Genomic DNA, 23,416 nt, shown 5'->3' with positions numbered 1-23,416 from the left:
TCACCTTCAGAGAATGCGGGCGAAGTGGCGATAGAGTCGTTGGGCCCGGGTCGAGATGCCGTTCAGCATTGGACCGAGCGGGCGAGCTGGTAGAGTGCTCGCCCAGCCGTACAGCGCGGTGGCAAGGGCGCGTGCTGCGGCCGGGGTCAGATCGATTCCGGCCGTGGGATCCTCGGGATTTCCAACCAGCAGCAGTAGTGCACTCTCGTCGATATCTGTCAACTCGAGATAGAACCCGTCCTCGTCGACGAGTCGGTCGCACCCATTGATCTGGACGACGCCCACTGTTACATCCGTTCTGGTCTCAGGATTGGCAGGCAGGTGCCGGGACACGCGGTGAGGATCCGTTTCCCAGCATCAACGCTGTACCGGTTCCACCGTTGCCGCGAACGCGTGCTCCGCGGTCGGGTGGGTCACCACGTGATAGGCCAATGCCACGTAGGGTAAGTGGTGCGTCCGTGTGGTTTGGTTGTGCTGTTTGATTTTTCGGGTGCTTGTGGTGGGGGTGTGGCAGTGTCTCGGGGGTGACGGACGTGGTGGTGGCGACGCCGGACATGGTGTCGCTGGGTGTGCTGGCAGGGGTTGTGGACCGGGCTCGGGTGGAGGATGCGGTCATGGTGTGCGGGGCGCGTGCGCAGCGGTCGGGCGGGAAGTTGCCTCCGCATGTGGTGGCGTATCTGACGATGGCGTTGTGCCTGTTCGGCGGCGATTCCTATGAGGAGGTCGCGGTGAAGGTGACCGGGGCGCTGACCCGGTGGGGTTGCTGGGATGCGGGCTGGTCGCCGCCGACGGCATCGGGGATCACCCAGGCGCGTAAACGGTTGGGGCCCAAGGTTCTCGAGCGGGTGTTCGAGTCGGTTGCCGCACCGGTGGCGACTCCGGCGACGCGGGGGGCGTGGCTGGCGGGGCGCCGGCTGGTGGCCATCGACGGTTTCGATGTGGACGTGGCTGACACCGAATCGAATGTGGCCGAATTCGGGTATCACGGGTCCGGGGACAACCGCTCGACCTATCCGAAAGCGCGGGTGGTCGCGTTGAGCGAGTGCGGTACGCATGTTTTTCTGGCCGCGGAGGTTACCGCGATCACTGTCGGGGAACGTGCCGCGGCTGCCCGGTTGTATCCGCGGCTGCTCGGTGACGAGATCTTGTGCGCGGACCGGGGTTTCTACTCCTTCGATGCGTGGGCGGCCGCGAAAGCCGGTGGGGCCGAACTGGTGTGGCGAGCACCGACCAATCTGCGCCTGCCGGTGGTGCGGGTACATGCGGACGGCACCTACGTGTCGGTACTCATCGATCCTGCCGTGCAGTCGAAACGGCGGCGTGCAGCGATCCTGGCCGCCGCGGCCGCGGGCGAGGACCTCGACGAAGCCGAGGACGCGCACCTGGTGCGCGTCGTGGAATACGATGTGCCCGACCGTAATCCCGACGGTGAGCTGATCGTGCTGCTGACCACCCTCACCGATCCCGCGGCCGTGCGCGCCGACCAGATCGCCGGCGCCTACCACGAGCGCTGGGAACACGAAACCGCGAACGACCAGCTGAAAACCCACCTCCGCGGCCCCGGCGCCGTACTCCGGTCGAAGTCGCCGGAATTGGTCCATCAGGAGATCTGGGCGTGGCTGACCGTCCACTACGCCATCGCCGCGGTCATGGCCCGCGCCGCCGAAGCCGCCGACCTGGACCCCGACCGAATATCGTTCATCCACGCACTCAACATCATCCGCCGCACCGCCACCGGCACGGCGGCTTTTCCCCCCTCACCGCTGGACCGACCCCGACGTGACCGCCTCGGTCGCCACTGAGATCACTACCCGGCTCAACCCACCCCGGCGCCACCGCAGCTACCCACGCAAGATCAAACGCGGACGTCACAACGCCTACCTGATAAAACGCAAGTGCGACAAAGGAATCCGACACACCGGCCCGGCCACCATCAACCTGCGACGCCTACCCGCCGCATGACAAACCACACGGACGCACCACTTACCCTACGTGGCATTGCGTGATAGGCCGCCGGATGGGCAGCAATATTCGACAGATAGCGGTGGTGGTCGCTGAAACAGTCGATGGCATGCACGATTTCGGGACTTTCTCTCGGAACAACTGCCCCGGCCGGTCGGGGCCGGACTCGATCACCGGCAGGTGGGGCTCGGTCACGGCACGGTGGTGGAAACGGTGTTCGTCACCGCAGCACACAGGCCACGAAGCAGCGGGTTTCCGGAGAGCCGGAGCGGGGCGTCGATCGGTCAGTACGCGGGCAGGCCCAGCAACGGTTGGGTGCCGGTGTAGCGGCGGTCCCACGGCCACAATCCGTAGCGATCCGGGTGGGCCAGTTGCACGGCGGCGATGTCCGGGCCGAAGACCGCTTCGGCGACGAGCAGTCGCGCGGTGGGGTCGACCACGGTGAGCGACTCGTACACGATGCCCGAGATCGTGATCCGTGCCCCCGGGGTCGTCGCGGTGGCGGGGAGCCGGGCGGCATGGTCGAGGACGGCCGCTGCCCGCGGATGCCGGAGGCCGGTGACGACGAGTTCGGGACGATCGCGGCGGGTCAGCCCGACGGTGTAGGCACAGCCGGCGGTTTCCGGGTCACCGGTGACGCCTTGGATGAAGTAGTCGTGATCGGAGAGGATGGCGTGGAGCCCGTCGAGATAATCGTCGAAATTGTGATCGGGATGGTCGCAGAGCCAGCACATACGAGCGGCTTCCTGATCGGCGCCACCGGGAGGTGGCGCGAGCGGGACACCACCGGGTCACACCTGCGTGGTGCCTTCGGGCAGCAGCGATTCCGGCACCGCGATGCGTGGGACGGCCGATCGGCGCGATACCGGTGCCGGCGAGGGCGTGGCGTTGATGTCGTGTCAGACGTCGAGGACGGCCGACGACCGGTACGTCCGCGGGATGTCCACCGGGCGTAGCGGCAGTGGCGTGGACGGTCGCCGCGGCCTGCCTGCAACCGGCCGATCAGATCCGCGAACTTACGCATCCGGCCCGACCGGAACCGTTGCGCGAGCGCAGTCCGACCTGAAACGACGTGCCCTGCAATCGATCCGGAGCGAGATACCTCGCTGCCATCACCGACCGCTCGGCCGCGGCATCGGCGGCCGCCTGGTCGGCGGTGGTCCGTAGCCCACCGCGCAACGCCGCCACAGCGTCGGCGATGGCGGCGTCGACGGCGGCAACATAGTCATCATCGACGAGATCGCCGGGGGCCTGCCATAGCGTCTCACCTGACGAGCACCCGGACATACGGATCGGCGCAGACCATGGTCGACTACCCGGCCGGGTGTGCCCCAGAGCCGTTGGGGCACAACGTATCGGCGGTCAGCGGCGGCACCGCGAAGCCAACCAGCAGCGTTACGATGCCCGCGACCAGGACCATGATCCCGGCGAACCCGAGCAGACGAGCGACCGCCGACAGCAACGCGCCATTCACGAAGCGACGGTTGACGTAATCGGTGACCACGGACACGGCGATCAGTACTGTCGCGGTCAGCAATTGCGCCCACCAAGCATGTACTGAATATTGTTCATACGCTGCTTCTTTCAGTGCAGGTACGCCGATCCAAAGGCCGACGGCCGGGCAACCGGACGGCAATGTGGCACCGGTGTGGCCCGGCATCGGCCGCGGGTTGCGCTGGCAGGTCGTCAGTCACCGCGTCCGCCAGCGCTCCAGGCACGCTTGCGGACGGTGGGCCGACCCGTGTCGTGCGAGCCGGCCGCGATGGCGCTGTTGATGATGTCGTTGCCGAGGGCGTCTGCGATCACGGTGAGATCGGGGCGGGACTTGGCGTGACCATCAGCGGCGGTGACTGATCCAGAACGGTCATGGCTGTCCTTATATGGTCGCGGGAGCGAGAAGTTTGTCGAGACATTGGGTTCCGGCGGGAAGCCGGAACACCTGGCGCGGCCGGACGGTTACAGGATTTCGAACGGGTCGTCTTCGAGCAGGATGAGCCCGCGGCCACTGTCCCAGTTGACGAAAATCTGGGTTCGCTCGTACGCGAGTTCGTTGATCCCGGTGACGGTGCCGGTCTCACCGATGTCGAGCGGATCGGGATCGCCGGGCATGACACCGGTCATGCGGACCCGGTCACCGGCTTTCGGAAGTCGTGCCAACTGGATACGCCTTTCTCGAGTGGGTGCGCACCGATCGTGTTGCTGATCGCGGGGGTGTGGGCGGTGGGACATCGCCGACCCGAACGCCGCCGTGATGCTCGGCGAGTCGTGATCGCACTGTCCTGGCTGTGGCCCCCACCGGCGAATCCCCGGACCGGCGAGCCCGAAAAGCGGTGAGAGGTTTGGCGCGCGGCCCTGGGTCCCTTGTTGGCACCTGGATGAGAAGGTCGCATCATGACAGAGTGGGCAGTGCCGCGCGCGGCGGGCCCGGCGCTGGAAATGGCGGCCACAGCGTGGTGACGGCGCGGGTCGGCGTGGTCCTCGGATCCGGGCAACCGGTACAGATCGTGGCGTCTGCCAGCGTACGAGCCGATGCGGGAGACGTCGTACTCGAATGTATCCGGGGCCGGGTGTCGTTGACCGGCCGGCCCCAGTCCGTGCGCATCGATGTCCGTCCGGACAGCCGTCAGCGCGGCTCGATCGTCGGCGAAGGCGTGCGTGGCAGGCTGTCAGGCCGCTGGCCGCCGTGTGTCGTGGCAGTGCTCGGCCCGGTTGCTGCCGGATGGTGGTGGCCGCTCGGTGGTGGTTGTCGATCCAGGTGAGCGACGCGGGCGGCTTCGGCTGTGACCGGTCCGAGCTGGGTTGCTTCTGCTGCTGTGACCCAGCGTGATTCGCAATGCTCGGTACTGAGGGTTGCTGGGATGGTGGCGTCCACGCTGTAGAGCAGCAGAAGCAGTTCCGATGTGTCGGGAAAACGGACGCCGGGAAGACGCATGGCGGCGAGGATGCCGCCGATCCTGATATCGGTGACACCGGGCAGCTCCTCGAGGATCTCGCGCCGGAGGGCTTGGGTGATGGCTTCGCCGCCTGTAGCGATCCGGCCGCCGATGAGATCCCAGGAGCCGCCGTGCGTGTGTTTCGCCACCAACAGCCGTTGTTGCTGGGTGATCACGGCTTTCACTCCGACCTGGAACCGTTGGTGTTCGTCGGGCTGATTGTTTCCGGGCTGGTCCCGGTTGTGTTGAAGGTGCTCGTCGAGGCTCATGTTTTCCTCCTTGTACCCAAACGCGCCAGCGTTCGCGGTGCAGGTATGTGCTGTACGGCTACGAATGTACGAATGTACGAATGTGGGGTACCGCGGTCTGCACGGGTTCGTCGAGGAGGCAGAGACCGACACTCCACATCACAAGAGGCTCTTTCCGTGCGGAAGAAACCTGTCCCGGCCGTGGCCGGGGCCGGCAGTAGCGAGGCGACGGGGCTGGGCTGCGATGTCAGGCGGCGTGCGCGTACCCGGCCGTGGTGTCGTAGCCCGTGGTGTCGTAGCGGTCGATGTCTTTGCCGGTGATGGCTTCGGCGAGGGCGCAGATCAGCACTTCGGAGGCGCAGGGGGTGACGGCGTTGCCGTACTGGCGGACCTTGTCGCGTTTGGTGCCGTGCACGATGTAGTTCTGGTCGAACGCCATCGCGGCACCGATTTCGTGGGGTTCGAGCATCCGGAACCGGACGTCGTCGATGTCCGGTTCGTGGATGTCACTGGTGAGGGCGTAGGTGTCGCGACTGGTGAGCGCGCCCATCGGCACGGTCACCGGGCGTGGGAGGCTTCTGCTGAAGTAGGGCAGCAACATCGACTCCCACACGTGTGCGGGCAGTCCGGGCGGGGTGACCAGCCCGTGGTGGTTGCCGCTGGCGGTGACGGTCGCGAGCGCGTGGTTGACCGGGCGGGCGTCGGAGGCGCCGCCGCGAAGTTCTGCGATGAACGGTACGAACGCCACTGCGGTTTCGGCGCGGGTGGTCTGTGTGCGCAGCGGCAGCGTCGCGGGCACGGCCTCTTTGCCGTCGCGGCCTTCGGCGGGCACCAGCAGTGTCGGCGGGACCACGAGGCCGTGGTTGGAGCCGTCGGCCACGATCGTGGCCATCTGCTGGTGCAGTCCGATGGTGCGGGGGCGGTCCGAGCGCAGCAGCGCCAGAAAAGGTCCCGGGATCGCGATGCCGTCGTTTTCGCGGGTGGTGCGGCAGCCCATCGGCGTGGTGACCGGGGTGGGGTCGTCACGCCAGGTGCCGCCGGCGGGCACCATCATCGGTGTCGTGGTCGCATACCTGCGCAGCCCGATCCGGATGCGGTCCATGGTTTTCTCCGCCAGCGGCCGGGTCCGGTCCCCGATTCGGGTGCCGGGCATGGTCCAGTCGATCGCGGCCGCCGCGGGCATCGCGGGCGGTTCGACGATCGCGTTGCGGCAGGATACGCGTGGGCACCGGTACACGTACTGGGCCCGGTATCGGCCCATGTCGGCGTCGGCGTTTTTGAACACCTGGATCGCGGGCACCCATTGGTCGCAATGCTGGCAGAACGCTTGGGGCCGTAACCATTTGTCCCAGTCCGGTTCCCGCTGCAACGCCTGATCCCAGTAGACGAGGTACAACCGGTCGCGGGATTGCGGGGCCAGCGCCACACTGCGCGGCTGGGCATGCATCGAGTTCAACGCGATGGTCCTCGTCTGGTAGCCCAGAACACGGATCTCGCGCAGCCAGCGGCTCCACTGGTCCCAGGCCCGCACCTCTACCACGTTCTCGACCACCCCCGCACGGACACGGCGGCCGCGGGCGATCGCACCCCGCAGATATTGCGGAACCTCCTCCATCAACGCGCGGGATCGTTCGGCGGCCTCGTCGTGCGGGACCAGTTCGTCGAACAGGTCGCCTTGCAGGGTGGCGTCGTAGTCACGGCGTTTGCCGCGGGCGCTGCTCCACTGCGGGCATTCCGGGGAGGCCCAGAAGATGTCGGCTACCGGCCATTTCTCCACCGGCGCGGTCCGGATGTCCCCGAGATAGTGATCGACGTCCGGGAAATTGGCGGAGTGACTGGAAATCGCTGTCTCCCAGTGGTTCGCAGCGTGGGTGACCCGGACACCGGGCACAGCGTGCGCGCCCTGGCTGGAGCCACCGGCGCCACAGAACCAGTCCATCAACGTCAGCATTACTGTTGTGTCCCTTCGGATTACACGCAGCAAGACGCGCAGGACCGCAACCGGCAGGGGCAGGAGCGGTCGGTGGGGCGCGCCCCTGCCGGCGGGCAGCCGGGCAGGCCCGGCACGCGCCGGTGCGCGGGTGAGCAGGAAGTCGAATCGGTCGTGCGCCCGCGGCCCCGTGACCCCTATGAGGGGCACGACCGCTGTCAGAACTCGGTGGCGGTGCCCGCAGGAGTCAGCGAACGTGCGGCGGGGTGCCGGAGGCGGCGATCAGGTGTTCCTGGTTCGCGGTGATGTCCGGGACCGTGAAGACGGCGTAGCCGCCGCTGGATGCCGGTCGCACGGTGTCCGCGTCGGGCTCGGCGCTGCGGTACACATCGGGCGGGATCGGCGTGAACTCGATGGTCGGCAATAGAACTCGCCTGATCGAATACGAAGTCGGGCAGAGCAATTCAGGAGTTCGGTGCCGCGATGCTGTGGCGCGTCGGCGCAGGTGTGGCGGGCGCGTTCAGGCGTGTGTGGGTGGGCCGGGATTGGGTGCGTCCGCGCCGGTGTGTGTTGGTGTTCGTGTGTCGATGGCGGCAGTGACGTGGTCGATGAACGTGATGGCAGCGGCGCGGATGCTCGCCGCGTCGGTAGCGGTGTCGACAACGTCCCGGAATGCGCGCAGTTGGCGCAGCAGGCGGGCGCCCTCGGCATCGCCGACGATCAGGGTGCCGTCGGTGCCGGCGATGCCGGTGTCGATCAACCGACCGGCAGGGCCGGTGGCGTAGACCAGTTCGAGGATGGTCCGCGTCGACACCTCGATCAGCGCGATATCGCCGGTGATCAGCAGAGAATCGATACCGATCCCTTGCGCGTCGGCGACGATCTGGCGGGCATCGGATTCGGTGTCGGCAAAGACGTGCAGACAGACCACCGCCGTCACATCGAACGCGTAATCGTTCACATCCTGACCTTCCATATTCCCCGGCGAAGTCGCCGTCGGTCGTGGATCATCGGGGTTCCGGTTCGGGATCGCACGTGAGGCAGCAGCGAGAGTGGTTGTCGATCTCGATTGCGAGACAATGGGTCCGTGATCAGGGCAGGCCGTGGTCGTGGCGGTACGGGTTACTGGCGTACTGGTGGCCGGGTGTGCCGTCGGCGCCGCGTTTGATGTCGGTGAGAGCCGCCCGGTAACCGGCTTCCCACGCGGCATGCTCGCTGCCGTGCCCGACCTCGGCGGCGAGTGCGTGATAGCGAGCGTTCGAGGCGGTCTTGATGCACTCTCGACACTGGCCTTGCGGGCGGCCTTTGCGGAGGTAGTACTGGTCCCACGGTTTTTCGACCCCGCAGCCCAGGCAGATCTTGGTCTCGGTGGTCACCGGTCACACTCACGGCCGGCGGCGTTTCGCGTGATACCGGCGACCAGTACGTGCTCGCAATCCCAATGCTCGCGTCGCGCCTGGCCGAGTTCTCTTATGTCGCAATGCGACCAGGTCGAGCACCCGGATTCGTAGCCATAGCATCCGTCGACCACGATGACCGCACCGCGGAAACCAGCCGATCCACCCGTCGGTGTCCGAGGCAGGCGCGGATGGATCGCGCTGGCCTCGGTGTCGTAGCTGCCGAGCGCATCGATCGGACAGTCGACGATCGTCCACTGGTCACCGCCGGTCACGGGATCGATGGCCCGGACGGCGACCCGGACACGCTCACCGTTGAGGGTGGACTCGATTGTCGCGATACCGGAACTCTTCGCGTCGTCGATGTCGTCGTAGACGTAGGTGTCATCCCATCCGGGGTCGTGGTACCGGTCGTGCGAGATCCGCAAGGTGAGGTCGCCGTTGTCGGCGTGCTGCTTGATCCGCAGGAACCAGCTGTTCCACTGGGCCGTGATCCACTGCGTCGCTTCCCATTCCGCGAGCTCGTGCGGGTCGGTCTCGTGGTGCCATTGAAGCGGCGGCACGACGACAGGAGCGCTGAGATCGATAACCAGGTCACGAGGCTGCGGTCCGGGTGTGTTCACGGGAGACTCCTTGTGGAACAGTGAGTTCGGGCATGGCAGAAGCAGCCGGCTGCCTGGCGACTGGACCGGGCGGCCCGAGCACTGAGACCGGCGTGCACCCTCATGGGGCTCGGCCGGTTTGATGTGGGTGCTCTGGTCGTCCGCCCGGCTGAGGCAGCAGCGTGTCCTGGAAGTTTCGGCGCCGTAGCGGGTCCCACCCCGCCTTCAGGGCTGGGTGGTGGTGGCGCTTCGCAGCGCTGCGGCGGCTGCGGTGAGTCGGTGCGTTCGGGTGCGGTCGAGCGGGCTGCCGGGTGGCTGGGTGGACAGGTAGTGGTTGTATTCGTCTGCAGCTGTGGTCAATTCATGGACAGCGTCGAGGACGGCGCGTTGAGCGGGGGTCATGGGTGCTTCTTCCCGAGGGGAGGCTGTGCACTGGTTGCCGGCGGCAGCGACCCGGTCCGCGGTCGAGGAGGGTCATGCCGTGAGGCGGTGTGGTGTGTCCTGGGTGCTGGGCGTCGATATCGTTGTGGCGGGGAAGTTTTCGGCGTTCGGGGGTGATGTGCTGGGTGCCGGGGTGTGGGTGAGCAGGTGCAGGCGGTGGTGGAAGGCACGCCATCGGTTGATGACCGTGGCGGCGTGAGTTTCCAGGTCGGCGATGTCGGTGTGCTGGTCGGCCATCTGGGCCAGCCGGGTACAGCCGTCCCAGAGGTCGCGGCGGTAAGCGTCCTCGACGACCTGCGCGGCATAGGAGAAGAGGTTCGGCGGCCAGCCGAGGGTGTAGACCTCGGCGAGGTGACGCACGACCACGAGATGGTCGTAGGGTCGCGTGTGCGGGTCGCGAGGGTCGGCGAGTTGCCGTGCCCGAGCGGCGACGGTGACAGGGTCGGGTTGGCGGCCTTCATGGACGATCGCGCGGATGATCCCGAGGAGCAGTCTCGGTAGTTCGGTGTGGATGTCCTGGTCGTCGACCAGAGACAAGACGGCTGCCGCGGTGGCGGCATGGTGGTGCAGCAGCGCACCGATCAGGTTGTGCTCGGGGTCCACGCGAACTGCGTGCCGGGCCAGCGCGTGCTCGGCGATGGTCCGGGCGACCTCATCGATGGCGGCGGCCGCTGGAGTATCCGGTGGTGGTCGGCGGCGGGTCACGCGGGAACCTCCGTTCACCGGCTGGGGTGGCGTGTGGGTTGGTCAGGCAACCGCCGGCGTCGTGGCAGTGTCTTCGCGGTGGCCCAGGAAGGACCTCAGTTGCCGGAGGCCGGCGAGGAGGTCTTCTTCGAGTGCGATGATCTCGGCGAGGATGTCGTCTTTTATTCGTTGTCATCGAACGCGTCGACGATCGCGCCGACTGCGTCGGGGATGCTGGAATTCGGGATCGCGTCGTCCAGCCGATCCATCTCGCCGTCGGACAGTGGCCGACCGACCCAACTCTCGGCCTGTGCCCGGGTGATCAACTGCCGCGGGTACAGCGATTCCCACATCTCCGTGCCCATGGCGTGCCCGATCGACTTGGCGTCCTCCCACAGCCGGACCGCACGGGTTTTCAGGTCGATCACATCGTCGATTGCGAGGTCCATCGATGCACTCAAGGTTGCGGTGATCCGAGCATCGGCGAAGGCGCCGGCTGCTTCCAACTCGGCGATGAGGCGCGCGAACTGCACGGTGTCGTTGGTCCACATACAGTATCCTTCTGGTGTCATTACGGAGTTGAAAGAGCCGCGTGCGGCGGTACCCGGGGCCGGATGGAATGTTTGCGACGACGCTGGGTGGCGCCCGCACCGCGACTGGTGATGCAAGGCAGCGGACATCGCGGTGGCTGGTCACTTCTCGCAATCGGCGGAGAAGACGCCGACATCGTGGACTGCGATCAGCATCGGCACGCGGCCTGCATCGTTGAGCAGCCACGGCGCGACGGTGTCCAGATCGACCGACACTCGCAGCGCCCGCCGAGAGTGGTCGAGGTAGACGAAGACGAGCACACCGGCAATCTCGATCGCCGGGGTCCGTATCGGCACTTCAGCAGGAATGCAGAATTGCGGCGCGGTGAGCGCCCCGGCGCGTTGACGCCACTGGTCACCTTCCGCGCCAGGCGCCTGTAAGCGCGCCGGCTCGACGAGGGCGGGTCAGCCTTGTCCGGATGGACAGCAGACGCCGGAAACGAGGATGCAACGGTCTCCTCCAATCGCGGGAGGTGGGATGGGCTGTCCGGCCGGGCACCTTTAGCTCGAAGAGATCGGACCTGCGATCCAGCTCCGCTGGAACGCACTGTCGTGCAACCCGTTTGCTCGGACCGTGAGCTGGTGAACGGTTCAGAACAGTGGCCGTTGGCTGCGCAGGTCGTGTACCCACCGGCGTACGGTGGGCAGCAGCTTGTCGGGACCGTAGGTGAGGTAGGTGCCGTCGGCGGTGGAAGCGCCGAGGTGGTCGGCGTAACGCAGCCTGGTCAGCGAGTTGACCCGGCCGAGATGTACAGCCAGTCCGTGGTCGACGGCGACGCGAGCGAGTTCGGCCGCGGCGGGACCGAGCTTCCATCCGGTGGAGCCGCCGATGAACAGGACATCGAATGCCTCCCACAGGTCAGAGCTGTGATCGTGTTCCATGCCGTCCTGGGCGACATACGCAGCGGGCAAGCCGAGGTCACGGATGCGCGGCAACAGGTCCCGAGACAGGGCCCAGGTCGCGAGATGGTGACCCACCACGTCCGGCGCGGTTGCCCACAGGCACCGATCTGCCTGCGTGGCAAGGCTTTCCAACCAGCCAAGGTATCGGGAGTCACCGGGATATCGGCCGGTGTAGGCGGAATTGTCGGCCGCCCACAGAGCATCGTCCGGTACCGGATTGCCGGCGGCGGGGCTGAGCAGTGCGCCGAGTTCGCCGCGACGCATCGCGGCGCGGATCGATGCTGTCGACGGCGGCGACAAGTACAGCGGCGCTGACCAATCCACGCAGTTCCAGGGATTCGATACGCTCCGGTCATCAGTGGAAACCGCGAAGGTGGTGTCAGAGGTGTTGGCGGGCAAGGCATCCTGCCAAGGATGAGGAGGGATCGGTGGCGAACCCCGAGCGGGAGAGCCTGCATGTGGTGCAGTCGGGACGCCGCCGCTGAGCCATCCGGGACGTCCGCGATTGAGTACTGGTCCACTTCGGGGTCGTGATACTCGGCGACGTCTGTGCTCGCAGCCTTACGGCGGTTACCGGGTTCGGCTTCCTGGAGAGAACATGGGTAGCCGTCTTGCCGCGAGTTTCGCCACACCGACGATGTCCTCGGTGAAGTGCCGGTCGGTCTGGTCGTAGCTGTGCTCGTCAGCCGACATGCCGTGACGGGCGAAGGTCGGCGATCCTTGTCCTACCGACGTCACCGCCGGAGGTCTGTGCACCTGTTCCGGCCGCAGGCGAACCGTAACGGGTGGGTCCGGCGCCGCGATGAGGATCGAAATCGAGAGGTGACCCGCCGAGTGCTACCTGTCATCAGCGACTGAACCGCGCAGCACCCAGCTCGTATTCGCTGGTGTGACCTGCTGCCTGGACCAGAGTTACTGTCACGACTCGAGGTGGGCCATCGCCTCACGGGCTGCTTCGTAGGCGGCGATGAGGGTCTGCTGGCGGCGGAAGACGTCGGCGTGGGCGAGGATCCGGGCTTTCTCGAGTTCGACCACCTCTGAGGTTCCCCCCGAACCGTGGACAGCTGGTTACGCAGCGTTCGCTGCGGCTGTCATGAGTGACTGCTCGTAGCGGATCGGGCTGATGCCACCGATCGCGGAGTGTCTTCTCGTAGTGTTGTAACGGATGATCCATTTGTCAACTGCGGCAATGAGTTCGGCTTTCGTGGTGAAGGCGTGCCGGTAGTAGAATTCATGCTTGAAGGTCGACCACAGCGATTCGGCGGGGCTGTTGTCCCAGCATATGCCGGTGGCCCCCATCGACCGCCGCAGGCCGTGGCGAGCACAGGCTTTCACGGTCAATCCCGCAGTGAACTCGCCGCCGCGGTCCGAATGCAGGATCGTGTCGCGCGCCCGTCCGCCGCGCACGGCAACGGCCTGCTCGATCGCGACCTCGACCACGTCCGCACCGATGTGGTCGGCGACCGCGTGACCGAGTACCCGGCGGGTATGCCCGTCCCGGATGGCACATAGATACATGTCGCCTTCTCCGCAGGTCAGATACGTGAAATCCGTGGTCCAGACGGCGTCCGGGTGGCCCTGATCGAACTCCCTCGCCACCAGGTCCGGCGCGAACACCGCAGCTGGATCGGCCACGGTGGTGCGAACTTTGAAAGTGCGAGGGCTGATGCCCTCGATCCCGATCTCGGCCATGATCGCCGCGACTGTCTTGTAGTTCACCCTCTCGCCGCGTTCGCGCAGCTCGTCGGTGATCCGAGGTGATCCGTACGTGCCCGCGGAGTCGTCATGGATGTCGAGGATCTTCACCGTCAGGTCCGCGCGGCGCTGCTGGCGCGGCGTCAAATCCGTTGCGGCCCTGCGCTTGCGCCACGCATAGAATCCCGCCCTCGACACCTCCAGCAGCCGTGCCATCCGGGTCACATCGAAGCATTGCGGGCTGGTCGTGGTGCCGGCGGTCGCGGCCACCGCCTGCGCATCAGGGGCGGCGTACTTCGCCATCAGTTCGAACCGGGTCGGTTGTTCTGCATCGCAGCGAAGTACGCCGAGGCTTTTTTAAGGAATTGGATGTCCTTGTCCTGCTCGGCAACTCGCTTCCGGAGAGCCTGTAACTCGGCCCTCTCCACGGCTGACAACGGCTCGCCACCACCGTCTTCACCACCTCCGGCGGCGGCCCCGTTGCGGCGGCGTTCGTCTTTCACCCAGTAACTGAGCATGCCGGCGTCGATCCCCAACTCCCGGGCGACGTCGGCGATCGTGCGACCGGTATCGATCACACAATGTGCTGCCTCGACCTTGTACTCGGCCGTGTACGACCGGCGCTTGCGAGGTGGCATAGGGACATCCTTCCAACAAGACCATTCGGTCTGTCAAATCGGTGTCCACTTTCCAGGGGGAACCTCACTCGGCCCGTACCGCGTTGTAGACAGTCCTGTAGTCGGCGGTTTTGCGGCCCAGGTGGCGCTGGACGAGGCTGATCAACTCGGTATCCCCGTCGAGGTTGGCCTGTGCCAGCATTTCTTGGGCGCGGACCACGTGCTGGTTCGCGGTTTGCAGTTCGGCGATGAGCGCATCTTCGCGGGATCTCGAGACGAGGGACTCGGCAGCGGTGATGCTCTCGGCAGTGGTCAGTTCGCGCAGCGCGGCTTCGGCGCGCGCGGCGAGGCGCTGCGCGCGGTAGAGGTTCGCGAAATCCATTGTGCTCCCCCATGCCTGGCTGCCGGCACGTTGTCAGGGTCCAGTGAGCGGGCGATCACCATGGTAGTTCGGCGACGGATCATGCACACCACCACCGCCCCAGGTGAGGATTCAGTATGCTTGGTGTACATGACATCTCGTTGGGAAGATCTGTGGCCGGACGTTTTCTCCGGTCACGACACGACGATCCGGCGTTCGGTGGCCGCAGCGTTGTCGGATGCAACCTTGGCCGGTGTGGAACCGATCCGCGACGACGCGGTGGACCTGATCGCGGTGGCGACCGGCGAGATCCCGGAGTCGGAGTACCGTCGGCGTACCCTCGCTCGCCTAGCCGGAGGAAATCCTCCGTCCGGGGTATGACCAATCCGGAACCGGTGGAGTGGTGGGCGTATCTGACAACAGGAAATGGCGGTAAGCCGATGCTGCGCAACAGGATCGGTGCGACCAACGCCTATCGTCTCTAGTGCCTCGTCTAGAAAGGTTGTGCTGGTAACCGGGTGTCGGTTTGCTCGGGTGCTCGCCGGCGGCGAAGCTGCCGGTGGAGGTGGTGCCCGGTGGCTCGGAAGCCGGAAGTGTTTGTGCGAGCGGTGACCCCGGAGGAAGGGCGCCGGTTGCAGCGGATCACGAAGACCAGCAGGCAACCGGTCCGGATGCGGCGCGCGATCGTGGTGATGGCTTCGGCTCAGCGTCAGCCGGTCCCGGCGATCGCCCGGTTGATGCAGGTGTCGGAAGCCTATGTGCGGCAAGTGATTCACGAGTTCAACGAGCGGGGGTTCGAGGCGCTGGACCCAAAATGGAGCGGGGGCAGGCCGAAGAAGGTCGACCGGGCGACGCGTGAACGTATCGCCTGTATCGCCCGGTGCTGTCCCCGTGACCTGGGTTGGCCGTTCTCGACATGGAGCCTGTCGAAACTGCGGGAGGCATTGCAGAACAACGCTATTGCCGACATAAGCCGGGAGACCCTGCGCGCAATCCTCAAGGCCGAGGGTGTGTCGTGGCAGGCGGTCAAGACCTGGAAGGCCGGTCGCGACCCGGATTTCACCGCGAAGATGAACCGGATCCTGGACCTCTACGACCACCCGCCCGCTGACGGGCGGGTGATCTGCGTCGACGAGTTCGGCCCATTGAATCTGCAACCCCGTGCTGGTAGAGGCTGGTTTCCGCAACGAAGACCGAAGCGGTTGCGGGCGACTTATCACCGCACCCAGGGTGTCCGGCACTTGCTCGGCGCACTGGACCTGGCCACCGGAAAGATCCACTATCGGATCCGTGACCGCAAGCGGTGGACCGAGTTCCTGGCGTTGCTGAAGTCGCTGCGTGCTCGCTGGGCCGGCGAAAAGCTCTACATCGTCGCCGACAACTTCTCCCCGCACAAGCGTGCCGAGGTCCGCGACTGGGCCGCCGCCCACGACGTGGAGCTGGTGTTCCTGCCGACCTACTCGTCGTGGCTGAACTGGATCGAGTCCGAGTTCGCGGCACTGCGTTACTTCGCCCTCAACGGCACCGATCACCACAGCCACGATGAGCAGGACTCCGCCATCGCCGCCTACATCCGCTGGCACAACCAGCACGCCAAACCCAAACGCGAGTTCGCCGCCAACTCCAAAATCCGCCAACCCGATTACCTACCGAAGGTTGCTTGACGAGGCACTAGATTCTCGAGTACCGCGAAATCCTGGCCCGGACTCAGGGGATCGACAGCGGGTCGGTCACGATCCCCCAGGCCGGTGATCTGTCGCAATGGCAGACGATCCACGCTCACCAGTTCGGCAACGTCTACGAGTGGGCCGGACAACTACGAACCACGGGTATCGCGAAGGACGGGGCCCCGTTCGCAGCACACGGTGACGTGGAATCTTTTCTGCACGTACAGGTCCCGGACGTGGCGTCACTGCCGTGGGGTGGGATGGATCGGGACGAGTTCGTCGGCGCAGCCGCGCGGTCGTTGGCGGTGTTGAATGCCGCGCACCCGTTCCGGGAGGGCAACGGCCGCTCACTACGGCTGTTACTGGATCAGCCGACCGAACCATCGATCTGGTGGATCGACGACTCACGGGCCAGCCGCGACAGTGTCGAGTAGTGGGACGATGACTTTTAGAGGTCAGCTCGAATCCGGCCGGATTGGTTTCGGCCAGCCCGCTCGGATAGCAACGGCTTTCTCGGCCGGCGTCAGCGCTTGATCGTTGTGCCGGGCATTTGGCGTGTCGCCATGCGTGCTGGCACAGGCGCTGACGGTCGCTCAGGTCCGGGGACACGCACGACGTGTCGCGGCCGAGGGTCGCCACTGATAGTGGGGCCACCAATGGTGGTGCCGAAATCTCTTTACACACAGTGCATTTCGGCATGTGATGGAGCCTGTGACCGCCTCCCGAACCATCTCTGGCAGCTACCGGTCGTATCCGGTTGCGATGTCGCCCCACCGGAAGTTGCGTGGCAGAGCTTCGGTGGCGCCATCAGCCAGACCTAGTGGCACCGGTGCCGAAGTCGGTCGCTATGAACCGACCACGAACGGCCGGTAGTCCTCCGAAGTCAGCTGCGCCGTGGCGCGATTCGCGGCCAGTACCCGGAATGGCGGACGTCGGCGCGCAGGCGGATTCGGCATGGCTGGCGAGTGAGCACTGGGGGCGGGAGCGTCGTGGCCGGGTGGGTGAGCGACGGTGACGGCGTGGTTCGACGACCCGTACGTGCAGGACGGCGACGACGGTGAGCCGATGATGCGGAATCTGGCCGGGGCCAGCAATTCCGCCGACCTGACGTTGATGGAATATCGGCAGACGATGCTGCGCGCGGTGGAGATCCAGCTCGGGTTGGCCGACATCCCGCAGACACGAGACGTGGATCAATGGAAGGCGATCCACGGCCATCTGTTCGGCGGCCTGTACGGCTGGGCGGGACAGTTCCGGACCATCAATATCGCCAAGGGCGATGTCGTATTCTGCCCAGCGGAATACTTGGAGACCTTCACCTGGCAAGCTGTGGCCTCGACAGCTGGTTTTCCGTGGGCCGACCTCGGCCGCGACCAATATCTCGAGGCCGCAGCGCACTCGCTGACCGTGCTCAACGCGGCGCACCCTTTTCCCGAAGGCAACGGCCGCTCGACCAGGGTGCTGTTCAGTCAGTTGGCCGGCGACGCCGACTGGACCATCGACTACAGGACGATGACCAGGAAGCGGTGGGAAAGCGCTTTCCGCGAGACGATGGCACGGGGCCGTCCCCACCTCAGCCCCGAACCGGTCCGTCGACTTCTCGCCACCGTGATCGAACCCATGCCCGGCGACGCGGAGACCATGCCCGACCGCATGCGGCGCGTACTGGATATGACCGCCATGGTGCCACACCGCCTCTCGACAGCAGCCGAGACGGCACCCGACCACGAGACCGAGACCGAGACCGAGACCGAGACCGAGACCGAGACCGAGACCGAGACCGAGATCAGCATTGTCACCGATCCGGACTGGTCACCAGAGCCACCGGCCTCCCAGCTCGAGTGAACCCGGTATCCGGTCGGCCGTGGCCACACCGGCCCGTGCCGCCGCTGTCATGCTGCCGTCCCGTCCCAGACGGAGCCGGACCGGCAACCATACGGTGAGCAGCCGTCCGGATCGCCCTGCTCAGCCAGCTCGTCGAAGATGTCTATCTGCCGATTACGCCACTCGGCGGCGGTCACACGGTCGATCGGCGCGATCTCAAGCGGTACCCGCGAGCGATGCAGGAAGGCTTCGCCGTCCAGCGGGGCCGCGCTGGCGCCGCCCTTGCGGACGCGGCGGTCGAAGTCGACCGCGTCGGCCCACTCCTCGGGCCGGTGGTCACGCATCTCCCGCCACCGGGCGTTGCCATGAACGGGCAAGTTATTGCGAATATCTGGTAACGATGGCCGATAGTCCCAATCGGGTCGGTGTCAGGTGCGACCCGGTTGCACTCACGGCAACAGCCCGAGATGATCTCGGGTTGTTGGTCTCCAGGAGGGCTGCGCGGCCGTAGTGCCTCCTTCGGCGGGGCTCTTTCGTCCTGGCATGTGAGCTGCCCACTGTCGCTCGATAAGCGGCATTACAGGATATTCGAACCGGCACCCAGTGATGTTCTGCCGACCGCTATACCGCGTACTCCTGTCGGCAACCGCCCGAGAGTTTCTGACGCTTCAGTCAACGTATCCCTACTGGTCGGAGTCCAGCAGGATTTCGAGTTGGTGGATGTCTTCGGCGGAGAGTAGCTCGGACACGGTAGTGCGGAACAGCTGGGGGCCCAGTTGCTGCCGTAGCCGACGTAACGCGTTCAGATCTATTGCTACCTGTGGAGTGCCGACCTGCGTGCGTAGTAGGAGTGCCTGGATGTGCAGAGGTATCGCGTCGGCGAGCTGGTCGCGTTCGGCAGCGAGGGTTCCTTGGGCCGAGTAGCTGGTGGCGGTGCCGGCGCGGTCGCCGAGTTCCTGCAGGATGGTGAGGGATTGCTGGTAGCGGCGTTCGGCCTCGGTGTAGTCCCCCCGCAACTGCGCGAGCATCCCCAGCTGGTGGTAACTGCTGGCGATGCCGGCGCGGTCACCGAGTTCCTCTTTGATGGTGAGGGATTGCTGGTAGCGGCGTTCGGCCTCGGTGTAGTCCCCCCGCAACTGCGCGAGCATCCCCAGCTGGTGGTAACTGCCGGCGATGCCGGCGCGGTCACCGAGTTCTTCGAAGAGTGTGAGGGATTGCTGGTAGCGGCGTTCGGCTTCGTCGTAGTCACCTCGGGCCTGCGCGAGGATCCCCAGCTGCCCGTAGCTGGTGGCGGTGCCGGCGCGGTCGCCGAGTTCCTCTTTGATGGTGAGGGATTGCTGGTAGCGGCGTTCAGCCTCCGCGTAGTCCCCCCGGTCCTGCGCGAGGATCCCCAGCTGGTGGTAGCTGGTGGCGGTGCCGGCGCGGTTGCCGAGTTCCTCGAAGATGGTGAGGACTTGCTGGTAGCGGCGTTCGGCTTCGTCGTAGTCCCCCCGCAACTGCGCGAGGATCCCCAACTGCCCGTAGCTGCTGGCAGTGCCGGCGCGCTCGCCGAGTTCCTCGAAGTGGGTGAGGGCCTGCTGGTAGCGGCGTTCGGCGTCGTTGTAGTGCCCCAGGGCTTGCGCGATGATCCCGAGTCGGTGGTACCAGGGGGCGCGGTCGGGGGAGTCCGGTGGAAGCTGGGTGAGGGTGTGGCGGACGAGGGTGGCTTCGTGGTCCCAGGCGCCGATGGTGTCCAGGCGGTCACAGATCGCTGCGGTGATGGTGATGGCGGCGGGGATGTCGCCGGCGGTGAGGTAGTGGTGGCGGGCTTCGAGCCGGTCGTGCAGGTCGGCATCACGGTCTTGGGGCCAGACCTCGACCCGCCACACCCAATATTGCGCGGCGCGGGAGTGGGCGGTGGTGTGTTCGCTGGTGCGGTCGTAATGGGTGAGGATGCCGGTGAGGGCGGTAGCGGTGGATCGGTGCACGAACCCGTTCTGGCCGTCGGGGTCGATGCTGATCAGGCTGTGGGACCACAACTCGTCTACGAGAGCGGATAGGTCGAGGCCAGTGGCTACCGGTGGCCGGGGGTCGGCATTGAATTCGGTGAGGGCGGGGGTGATGTCGGTGAGGATCTCGGCGGGCAGTTGGTCCAGGCGGAAGTTCTCGGCGGCGGGGTCGATACCGTGGCCGGTGAGGATCGTGGTGATCTGCTCGCCTGCTTGCTGCCGGTCGGGTGTCCAGGCAGCGTCGGGGTCGTCGGTACCGATTTGGTAGAGCAGGCCGGCGTGGCCGACGGGTTCGCGGTAGACAGCGGCACCGATGAGTAGTCGTTGTGCGGCGGGGGTGAGCCGGTCGAACAGGTCGGTGAGGAGGATGTCGTCGGCGATGAGAGTCACAGCGGTGGCGACCGCGGCATCCAGGCTGCTGGCGGTGAGGGCCGGTCGGGTGGCGGGATTGGCAGCGAGGGCGGTGTGCAGGCGTGCGGTGATGTCGCTGTAGCGGGCGATCCGGTTGTTGAGCAGTGCGTCGAGGTATTCCAGGCTGCGGGGATGCCCGCCGACCAGCCGCCACACCCGGTCGAGTTCGGTGTCGTCGAGGCGATCCAATGCGGGCAGGGACCAGATCAGTTTGAAGGTCTCGGCTTGGGTCATCGGCCCTACGACGTGTTGAAGCAGGCGTGTGTGTGCCTCGTGCGGCAGGGTGATTGGGTATCGGCAGGTGATCAGCAGCCGGCTACGGCCGGGATCGGTGACCCACGTCGCGAGGAGTTCGGCCAGTGACGGGTCGGTGAGTGTGCAGGTGTCGGGGGTGAGGTTGTCTTCGAAGTTGTCCAGCACCATCAGGACCGCGACATTGTCGAGAACATGTTCGCGCAGGACGGCCAGTCGCTCGGCCCACGGTAGGTCCACCCGGGTCGCGTACTGCAACGCGGCGGACATGCGCGGATCCGGTACGGTGCCGGTCTCGATGGCGTGGTGGCGGTGGATGCGGGTGACGAGGGCGGCCAGGAGTGTGTCGGGGTTGAGTTCACCGGTAGCGATGACGATGAGGGGGCTGTGGTGCAGGCGGTGTAGCAGTTGGGTGGCGAGGGTGGTTTTCCCGATCCCGCCGATCCCGTGCAACGCGATCCCTGCATACCGGTTGCCCGCCAAAACATCTGGCAGGGTACGCAGTTCACGGCGGCGGCCCACGAAATCCCCGGTCTCACGCTGCACCAACCCAGGCACGGTCTTAGCCGCTGACAGTGCGTGGCGATCCCCGGTGTCCGGCATCGCTGGGTCGTAGACGGTGACGGTGGGGCGTGCGGTGAGGACGGTGACCACGCTCCACTCGTCCAGGCCGGCGAGAAGGTGGTCGCGGGGGTTGGGGGAGGCCGACCATTGGCGGTGGATGGTGCGGCGCGCTGTCGTGACCGCCGCGACGACATCCGGTACCGGTTGATTGGCCAGGTCTTGATAGACGCGGGCGAACAAGGACGTGGCATACCGGTCGGTGACGGTGGTCTCGGTGGCGATGACCACGCTGGCCCCGTGGGTGAGCAGGCTGGTGGCGAAGGAGGGGGCGTCGGCTTCGGCGGCGACGTCGGTGTAGCAGGCCGCGAGGCTGATCACCGGCGGCATCCCTCCGGGCGGGATGGCTTCGTCGAGTAGCTGTTTCGCGGTGACCGGGCGGGCGGCGCCGGTGCCGGTTTCCAGGATCAGGTGCCCGGGGCTGCCGTGCCCGGACAGGTGCAGGATGTGGGCGGGGGCTTGTTGCAGTTCGGTGTGGATAGCGTCGGTGGTGGCGAACTCGACGATCCGCACCTGCGCGTCCCCATACCGGGCGCCCTTCACCGCCTTGAGCACGTTGCGGAGTTCGTGTTCGTAATCCAGCACCGGGCCACCGGATTCGGTGGGGGCCGCGATCGCGACCAGGATCGCTAACGGTCCCGGAATCGACCGCACCGGCGCCGCGGCTGCGCGCCGGTAGACAGTGATCAACGGGTGCAGCGCCAGTGGTGTGGCGGAGAGGGGATCCGGTAGCGCTTCCCATGGCACCCCCGTGTAGGAGCCGGGTTCGATCCCGAGCCGCACCGGCACATGCGTCTCGGTCGCCCGGGTGAGCAGGCCAGCGAGTGTGTCCGCGATCGGTGGCGGCAGAAACGATTCCGCCGCCAGCATGCCCGCCCGACGCAACGACACCGCCCCCAGCGCCGGCTCGGACTGCCGTTGCTCCACCTGCGTGCGGACGACGCTGGTCGCGCCGCGGCGCGCCCGTTCCCGGTGGACGTCGGTGAGCGCACCGGCCAGTCCCGGCCGTACACCCTGGTGGGGTGCGGTGACGTCGATTCCGTTGCCGTGCAACCTGACTCGGGTGTCGGTCACGGTGAGAGTGAGGTCGACCGCGGCCGTCAGCGGGGGCGGTCCGGTGACCTCGATCCCCGCGATCCCTTCCAACAGTGGTTGGAGGTCTTCGATGCGGGCGACCAGGACACTGTCGCGGGCCCACCCGTCGGCGGAGTTGTAGCGCTCGGAAACCACACCGACAACGAAATCGTCACTACGACGGCGGACCGGGCTACCGCTCATGCCCTTCATCACCGACTCCGCCTTCACCCGGCCCAGGGGAACCTGCTCGTCGCGGGTGGTGCCACCAGCCCAGGAACCCGCGGCGTCCAGATACCGGTACTCGTGATGACGGTCGGGGACCTCCGAGACACCGGTGATCACCGTCGCGGTACCCAACTCGGCCACATCGGTGGCCACCCATCCCGCCACAGAACCCGGCAACGCGACAACAGAAGTGAGGACCGCCAGATCATGGATCTCATCGACCCGCACCACGGTCGCCTCGAACACCGGTAGCCCACCAGCGAGCGCATCCACCCGCACGACCGCATCCGGATACCCGGCGTCGACCTCACGCAGGACGTGCGCGGCGGTCACCAACACCCCACCGGTGGCCTGGAAACAGGTTCCCGCGGGGGTGTTTTCGTGGTGGAGGATGCGGCCCAGGAACCCCGGCACCCGCCGATCCGCCGGCGGTGGCGGCGTGAACTCCGGGTCGGTCATGGCTGCGGGGTGTCGTCGGTGTGGGCTTCGTAGACGAGTTTGACTTTCAGTGTGGCGTCCGCGGCGCCGGAGGCGACGATGACGTTGGCTTTCAGCGAGAATCCGATCCCGAATTCGACCTCCACCCGGTCCGGGCGCGTCGCCTCCCCCAATCGGCGGACCGTGTGCGCCGTGGACGTCGCTGCCGCGGTGATCACCTCCTGGGCCAGTTCCAGTGCGTCCACCAGCACATCGGGACCACCAGTACTGGTCGGTTCGGTGCCCCCGACCCGTACCGTCTCGACCAGTACCTCCACGCCACCGAACTGCATCGGCACCACCGGTCCACCAGGCACGACGAATCACCCCTCATCAGAAATCACGTAAATAGTTGTCATCCCTGCCGGTGGCGCCCCGAGTCATCCGTGCCGGACGAGGCCCACCGTACACACATCCACCCTCTTGTGCCGGGGCATTCGCGACAACCGGACGTGCCGCCGCGTGAGGACCGCAACCCGCAATGCGCGGTACGAAAATCGCTGAACTGCAA

24 protein-coding genes and 1 pseudogene are annotated in these 23,416 nt (G+C 66.3%); 4 read left to right on the top strand and 21 right to left on the bottom strand.

Features of this window, described 5'->3' with window-relative positions; all coding sequences use genetic code 11:
* Positions 1-6: 6 nt before the first annotated feature.
* Positions 7-285 carry a hypothetical protein gene (locus LBW94_RS19430; RefSeq protein ID WP_225062732.1) on the bottom strand — a complete coding sequence of 93 codons (279 nt, stop codon included), beginning with the start codon at positions 283-285 and terminating at the stop codon, positions 7-9.
* A 239-nt stretch (positions 286-524) separates the two neighbouring features.
* On the opposite strand from LBW94_RS19430, the gene LBW94_RS19425 reads away from it, so the two are divergent.
* Positions 525-1,802, top strand: a complete 1,278-nt coding sequence (locus LBW94_RS19425; RefSeq protein ID WP_225062805.1) for an IS4 family transposase — start codon at positions 525-527, stop codon at positions 1,800-1,802.
* A gap of 444 nt (positions 1,803-2,246) precedes the next feature.
* Here the strand turns inward: LBW94_RS19425 and LBW94_RS19420 are convergent, their stop codons facing one another.
* The 17 genes from LBW94_RS19420 to LBW94_RS19340 all read right to left on the bottom strand — a co-directional run bounded on the left by LBW94_RS19420 (position 2,247) and on the right by LBW94_RS19340 (position 14,384).
* Positions 2,247-2,696, bottom strand: a complete 450-nt coding sequence (locus LBW94_RS19420; protein ID WP_225062676.1) for a DUF4262 domain-containing protein — start codon at positions 2,694-2,696, stop codon at positions 2,247-2,249.
* Positions 2,697-3,274: 578 nt separating this feature from the next.
* The gene (locus tag LBW94_RS19415; RefSeq protein WP_225062677.1) at positions 3,275-3,622 is read right to left on the bottom strand and encodes a hypothetical protein; all 348 of its coding nucleotides are present in this window, start codon (positions 3,620-3,622) and stop codon (positions 3,275-3,277) included.
* Positions 3,623-3,918: 296 nt separating this feature from the next.
* Positions 3,919-4,119, bottom strand: coding sequence for a DUF4314 domain-containing protein (locus LBW94_RS19410; protein WP_225062678.1), 201 nt, complete (start codon positions 4,117-4,119; stop codon positions 3,919-3,921).
* 466 nt (positions 4,120-4,585) lie between these two features.
* Entirely contained in the window at positions 4,586-5,164 is a 579-nt protein-coding gene (locus tag LBW94_RS19405) for an NUDIX domain-containing protein (RefSeq protein ID WP_225062679.1), read from the bottom strand.
* A 226-nt stretch (positions 5,165-5,390) separates the two neighbouring features.
* Entirely contained in the window at positions 5,391-7,094 is a 1,704-nt protein-coding gene (locus LBW94_RS19400) for a DNA cytosine methyltransferase (protein ID WP_225062680.1), read from the bottom strand.
* Positions 7,095-7,320: 226 nt separating this feature from the next.
* Positions 7,321-7,497 carry a hypothetical protein gene (locus LBW94_RS19395; protein ID WP_225062681.1) on the bottom strand — a complete coding sequence of 59 codons (177 nt, stop codon included), beginning with the start codon at positions 7,495-7,497 and terminating at the stop codon, positions 7,321-7,323.
* A gap of 96 nt (positions 7,498-7,593) precedes the next feature.
* A complete protein-coding gene (locus LBW94_RS19390; protein ID WP_225062682.1) occupies positions 7,594-8,034 on the bottom strand; it encodes a hypothetical protein in 441 nt (146 codons plus the stop codon).
* Positions 8,035-8,164: 130 nt separating this feature from the next.
* Complete coding sequence (locus tag LBW94_RS19385) at positions 8,165-8,449, bottom strand: hypothetical protein (protein WP_225062683.1); 285 nt, start codon at positions 8,447-8,449, stop codon at positions 8,165-8,167.
* Positions 8,446-9,093 (bottom strand): hypothetical protein, encoded by a 648-nt coding sequence (locus LBW94_RS19380; protein ID WP_225062684.1) that lies wholly within the window; start codon positions 9,091-9,093, stop codon positions 8,446-8,448. Before LBW94_RS19380 ends, LBW94_RS19385 begins: the two co-directional genes overlap by 4 nt.
* A 204-nt stretch (positions 9,094-9,297) precedes the next feature.
* Positions 9,298-9,474, bottom strand: coding sequence for a hypothetical protein (locus tag LBW94_RS19375; RefSeq protein WP_225062685.1), 177 nt, complete (start codon positions 9,472-9,474; stop codon positions 9,298-9,300).
* Positions 9,475-9,546: 72 nt separating this feature from the next.
* Positions 9,547-10,218: a hypothetical protein gene (locus LBW94_RS19370; protein ID WP_225062686.1), complete on the bottom strand. Its 672-nt coding sequence runs from the start codon at positions 10,216-10,218 to the stop codon at positions 9,547-9,549.
* Between the two features lie 161 nt (positions 10,219-10,379).
* Entirely contained in the window at positions 10,380-10,748 is a 369-nt protein-coding gene (locus LBW94_RS19365) for a hypothetical protein (protein WP_225062687.1), read from the bottom strand.
* Positions 10,749-10,889: 141 nt separating this feature from the next.
* On the bottom strand, positions 10,890-11,084 hold the full coding sequence (locus tag LBW94_RS19360; protein ID WP_225062688.1) for a hypothetical protein: 195 nt from the start codon (positions 11,082-11,084) through the stop codon (positions 10,890-10,892).
* A 294-nt stretch (positions 11,085-11,378) separates the two neighbouring features.
* Positions 11,379-12,014 (bottom strand): hypothetical protein, encoded by a 636-nt coding sequence (locus LBW94_RS19355; RefSeq protein WP_266271515.1) that lies wholly within the window; start codon positions 12,012-12,014, stop codon positions 11,379-11,381.
* Between the two features lie 744 nt (positions 12,015-12,758).
* Positions 12,759-13,688, bottom strand: a complete 930-nt coding sequence (locus LBW94_RS19350) for an IS3 family transposase (RefSeq protein ID WP_225062807.1) — start codon at positions 13,686-13,688, stop codon at positions 12,759-12,761.
* On the bottom strand, positions 13,688-14,023 hold the full coding sequence (locus LBW94_RS19345; RefSeq protein ID WP_225062808.1) for a transposase: 336 nt from the start codon (positions 14,021-14,023) through the stop codon (positions 13,688-13,690). The genes LBW94_RS19350 and LBW94_RS19345 overlap by 1 nt, the downstream gene beginning before the upstream one ends.
* A 64-nt stretch (positions 14,024-14,087) precedes the next feature.
* Complete coding sequence (locus LBW94_RS19340; RefSeq protein WP_225062834.1) at positions 14,088-14,384, bottom strand: hypothetical protein; 297 nt, start codon at positions 14,382-14,384, stop codon at positions 14,088-14,090.
* Positions 14,385-14,956: 572 nt separating this feature from the next.
* Here LBW94_RS19340 and LBW94_RS19335 point away from each other — a divergent pair.
* The 3 genes from LBW94_RS19335 to LBW94_RS19325 all read left to right on the top strand — a co-directional run bounded on the left by LBW94_RS19335 (position 14,957) and on the right by LBW94_RS19325 (position 17,875).
* Positions 14,957-16,027 carry an IS630 family transposase gene (locus LBW94_RS19335; RefSeq protein ID WP_266270995.1) on the top strand — a complete coding sequence of 357 codons (1,071 nt, stop codon included), beginning with the start codon at positions 14,957-14,959 and terminating at the stop codon, positions 16,025-16,027.
* A gap of 11 nt (positions 16,028-16,038) precedes the next feature.
* Positions 16,039-16,464, top strand: a complete 426-nt coding sequence (locus LBW94_RS19330; RefSeq protein ID WP_323137888.1) for a Fic/DOC family protein — start codon at positions 16,039-16,041, stop codon at positions 16,462-16,464.
* Positions 16,465-17,041: 577 nt separating this feature from the next.
* Positions 17,042-17,875, top strand: a complete 834-nt coding sequence (locus LBW94_RS19325) for a Fic/DOC family protein (RefSeq protein WP_225062712.1) — start codon at positions 17,042-17,044, stop codon at positions 17,873-17,875.
* Between the two features lie 47 nt (positions 17,876-17,922).
* Here the strand turns inward: LBW94_RS19325 and LBW94_RS19320 are convergent.
* The 3 genes and pseudogenes from LBW94_RS19320 to LBW94_RS19310 form a co-directional block, all read right to left on the bottom strand.
* Positions 17,923-18,228: pseudogene (locus LBW94_RS19320) on the bottom strand (hypothetical protein); the annotation flags it as partial.
* Between the two features lie 309 nt (positions 18,229-18,537).
* Positions 18,538-22,887 carry a tetratricopeptide repeat protein gene (locus tag LBW94_RS19315; protein WP_225062714.1) on the bottom strand — a complete coding sequence of 1,450 codons (4,350 nt, stop codon included), beginning with the start codon at positions 22,885-22,887 and terminating at the stop codon, positions 18,538-18,540.
* Positions 22,884-23,222, bottom strand: a complete 339-nt coding sequence (locus tag LBW94_RS19310) for a CU044_2847 family protein (protein ID WP_225062715.1) — start codon at positions 23,220-23,222, stop codon at positions 22,884-22,886. The genes LBW94_RS19315 and LBW94_RS19310 overlap by 4 nt, the downstream gene beginning before the upstream one ends.
* Between the last annotated feature and the right edge of the window lie 194 nt (positions 23,223-23,416).

The sequence above is a fragment of the Nocardia sp. alder85J genome (assembly GCF_020176955.2).
Taxonomy (GTDB): Bacteria; Actinomycetota; Actinomycetes; order Mycobacteriales; family Mycobacteriaceae; genus Nocardia.
This window is presented reverse-complemented; position numbering and strand designations above follow the sequence as displayed.

What these genes read in the sequence shown, in the direction of transcription:
- LBW94_RS19420 (WP_225062676.1), bottom strand. Translation starts at nt 2,696, where the DNA reads ATGTGCTGGCTCTGCGACCATCCCGATCACAATTTCGACGATTATCTC.
- LBW94_RS19415 (WP_225062677.1), bottom strand. Translation starts at nt 3,622, where the DNA reads ATGCCGGGCCACACCGGTGCCACATTGCCGTCCGGTTGCCCGGCCGTC.
- LBW94_RS19405 (WP_225062679.1), bottom strand. Translation starts at nt 5,164, where the DNA reads ATGAGCCTCGACGAGCACCTTCAACACAACCGGGACCAGCCCGGAAAC.
- LBW94_RS19400 (WP_225062680.1), bottom strand. Translation starts at nt 7,094, where the DNA reads ATGCTGACGTTGATGGACTGGTTCTGTGGCGCCGGTGGCTCCAGCCAG.
- LBW94_RS19375 (WP_225062685.1), bottom strand. Translation starts at nt 9,474, where the DNA reads ATGACCCCCGCTCAACGCGCCGTCCTCGACGCTGTCCATGAATTGACC.
- LBW94_RS19365 (WP_225062687.1), bottom strand. Translation starts at nt 10,748, where the DNA reads ATGTGGACCAACGACACCGTGCAGTTCGCGCGCCTCATCGCCGAGTTG.
- LBW94_RS19350 (WP_225062807.1), bottom strand. Translation starts at nt 13,688, where the DNA reads ATGGCGAAGTACGCCGCCCCTGATGCGCAGGCGGTGGCCGCGACCGCC.
- LBW94_RS19345 (WP_225062808.1), bottom strand. Translation starts at nt 14,023, where the DNA reads ATGCCACCTCGCAAGCGCCGGTCGTACACGGCCGAGTACAAGGTCGAG.
- LBW94_RS19340 (WP_225062834.1), bottom strand. Translation starts at nt 14,384, where the DNA reads ATGGATTTCGCGAACCTCTACCGCGCGCAGCGCCTCGCCGCGCGCGCC.
- LBW94_RS19315 (WP_225062714.1), bottom strand. Translation starts at nt 22,887, where the DNA reads ATGACCGACCCGGAGTTCACGCCGCCACCGCCGGCGGATCGGCGGGTG.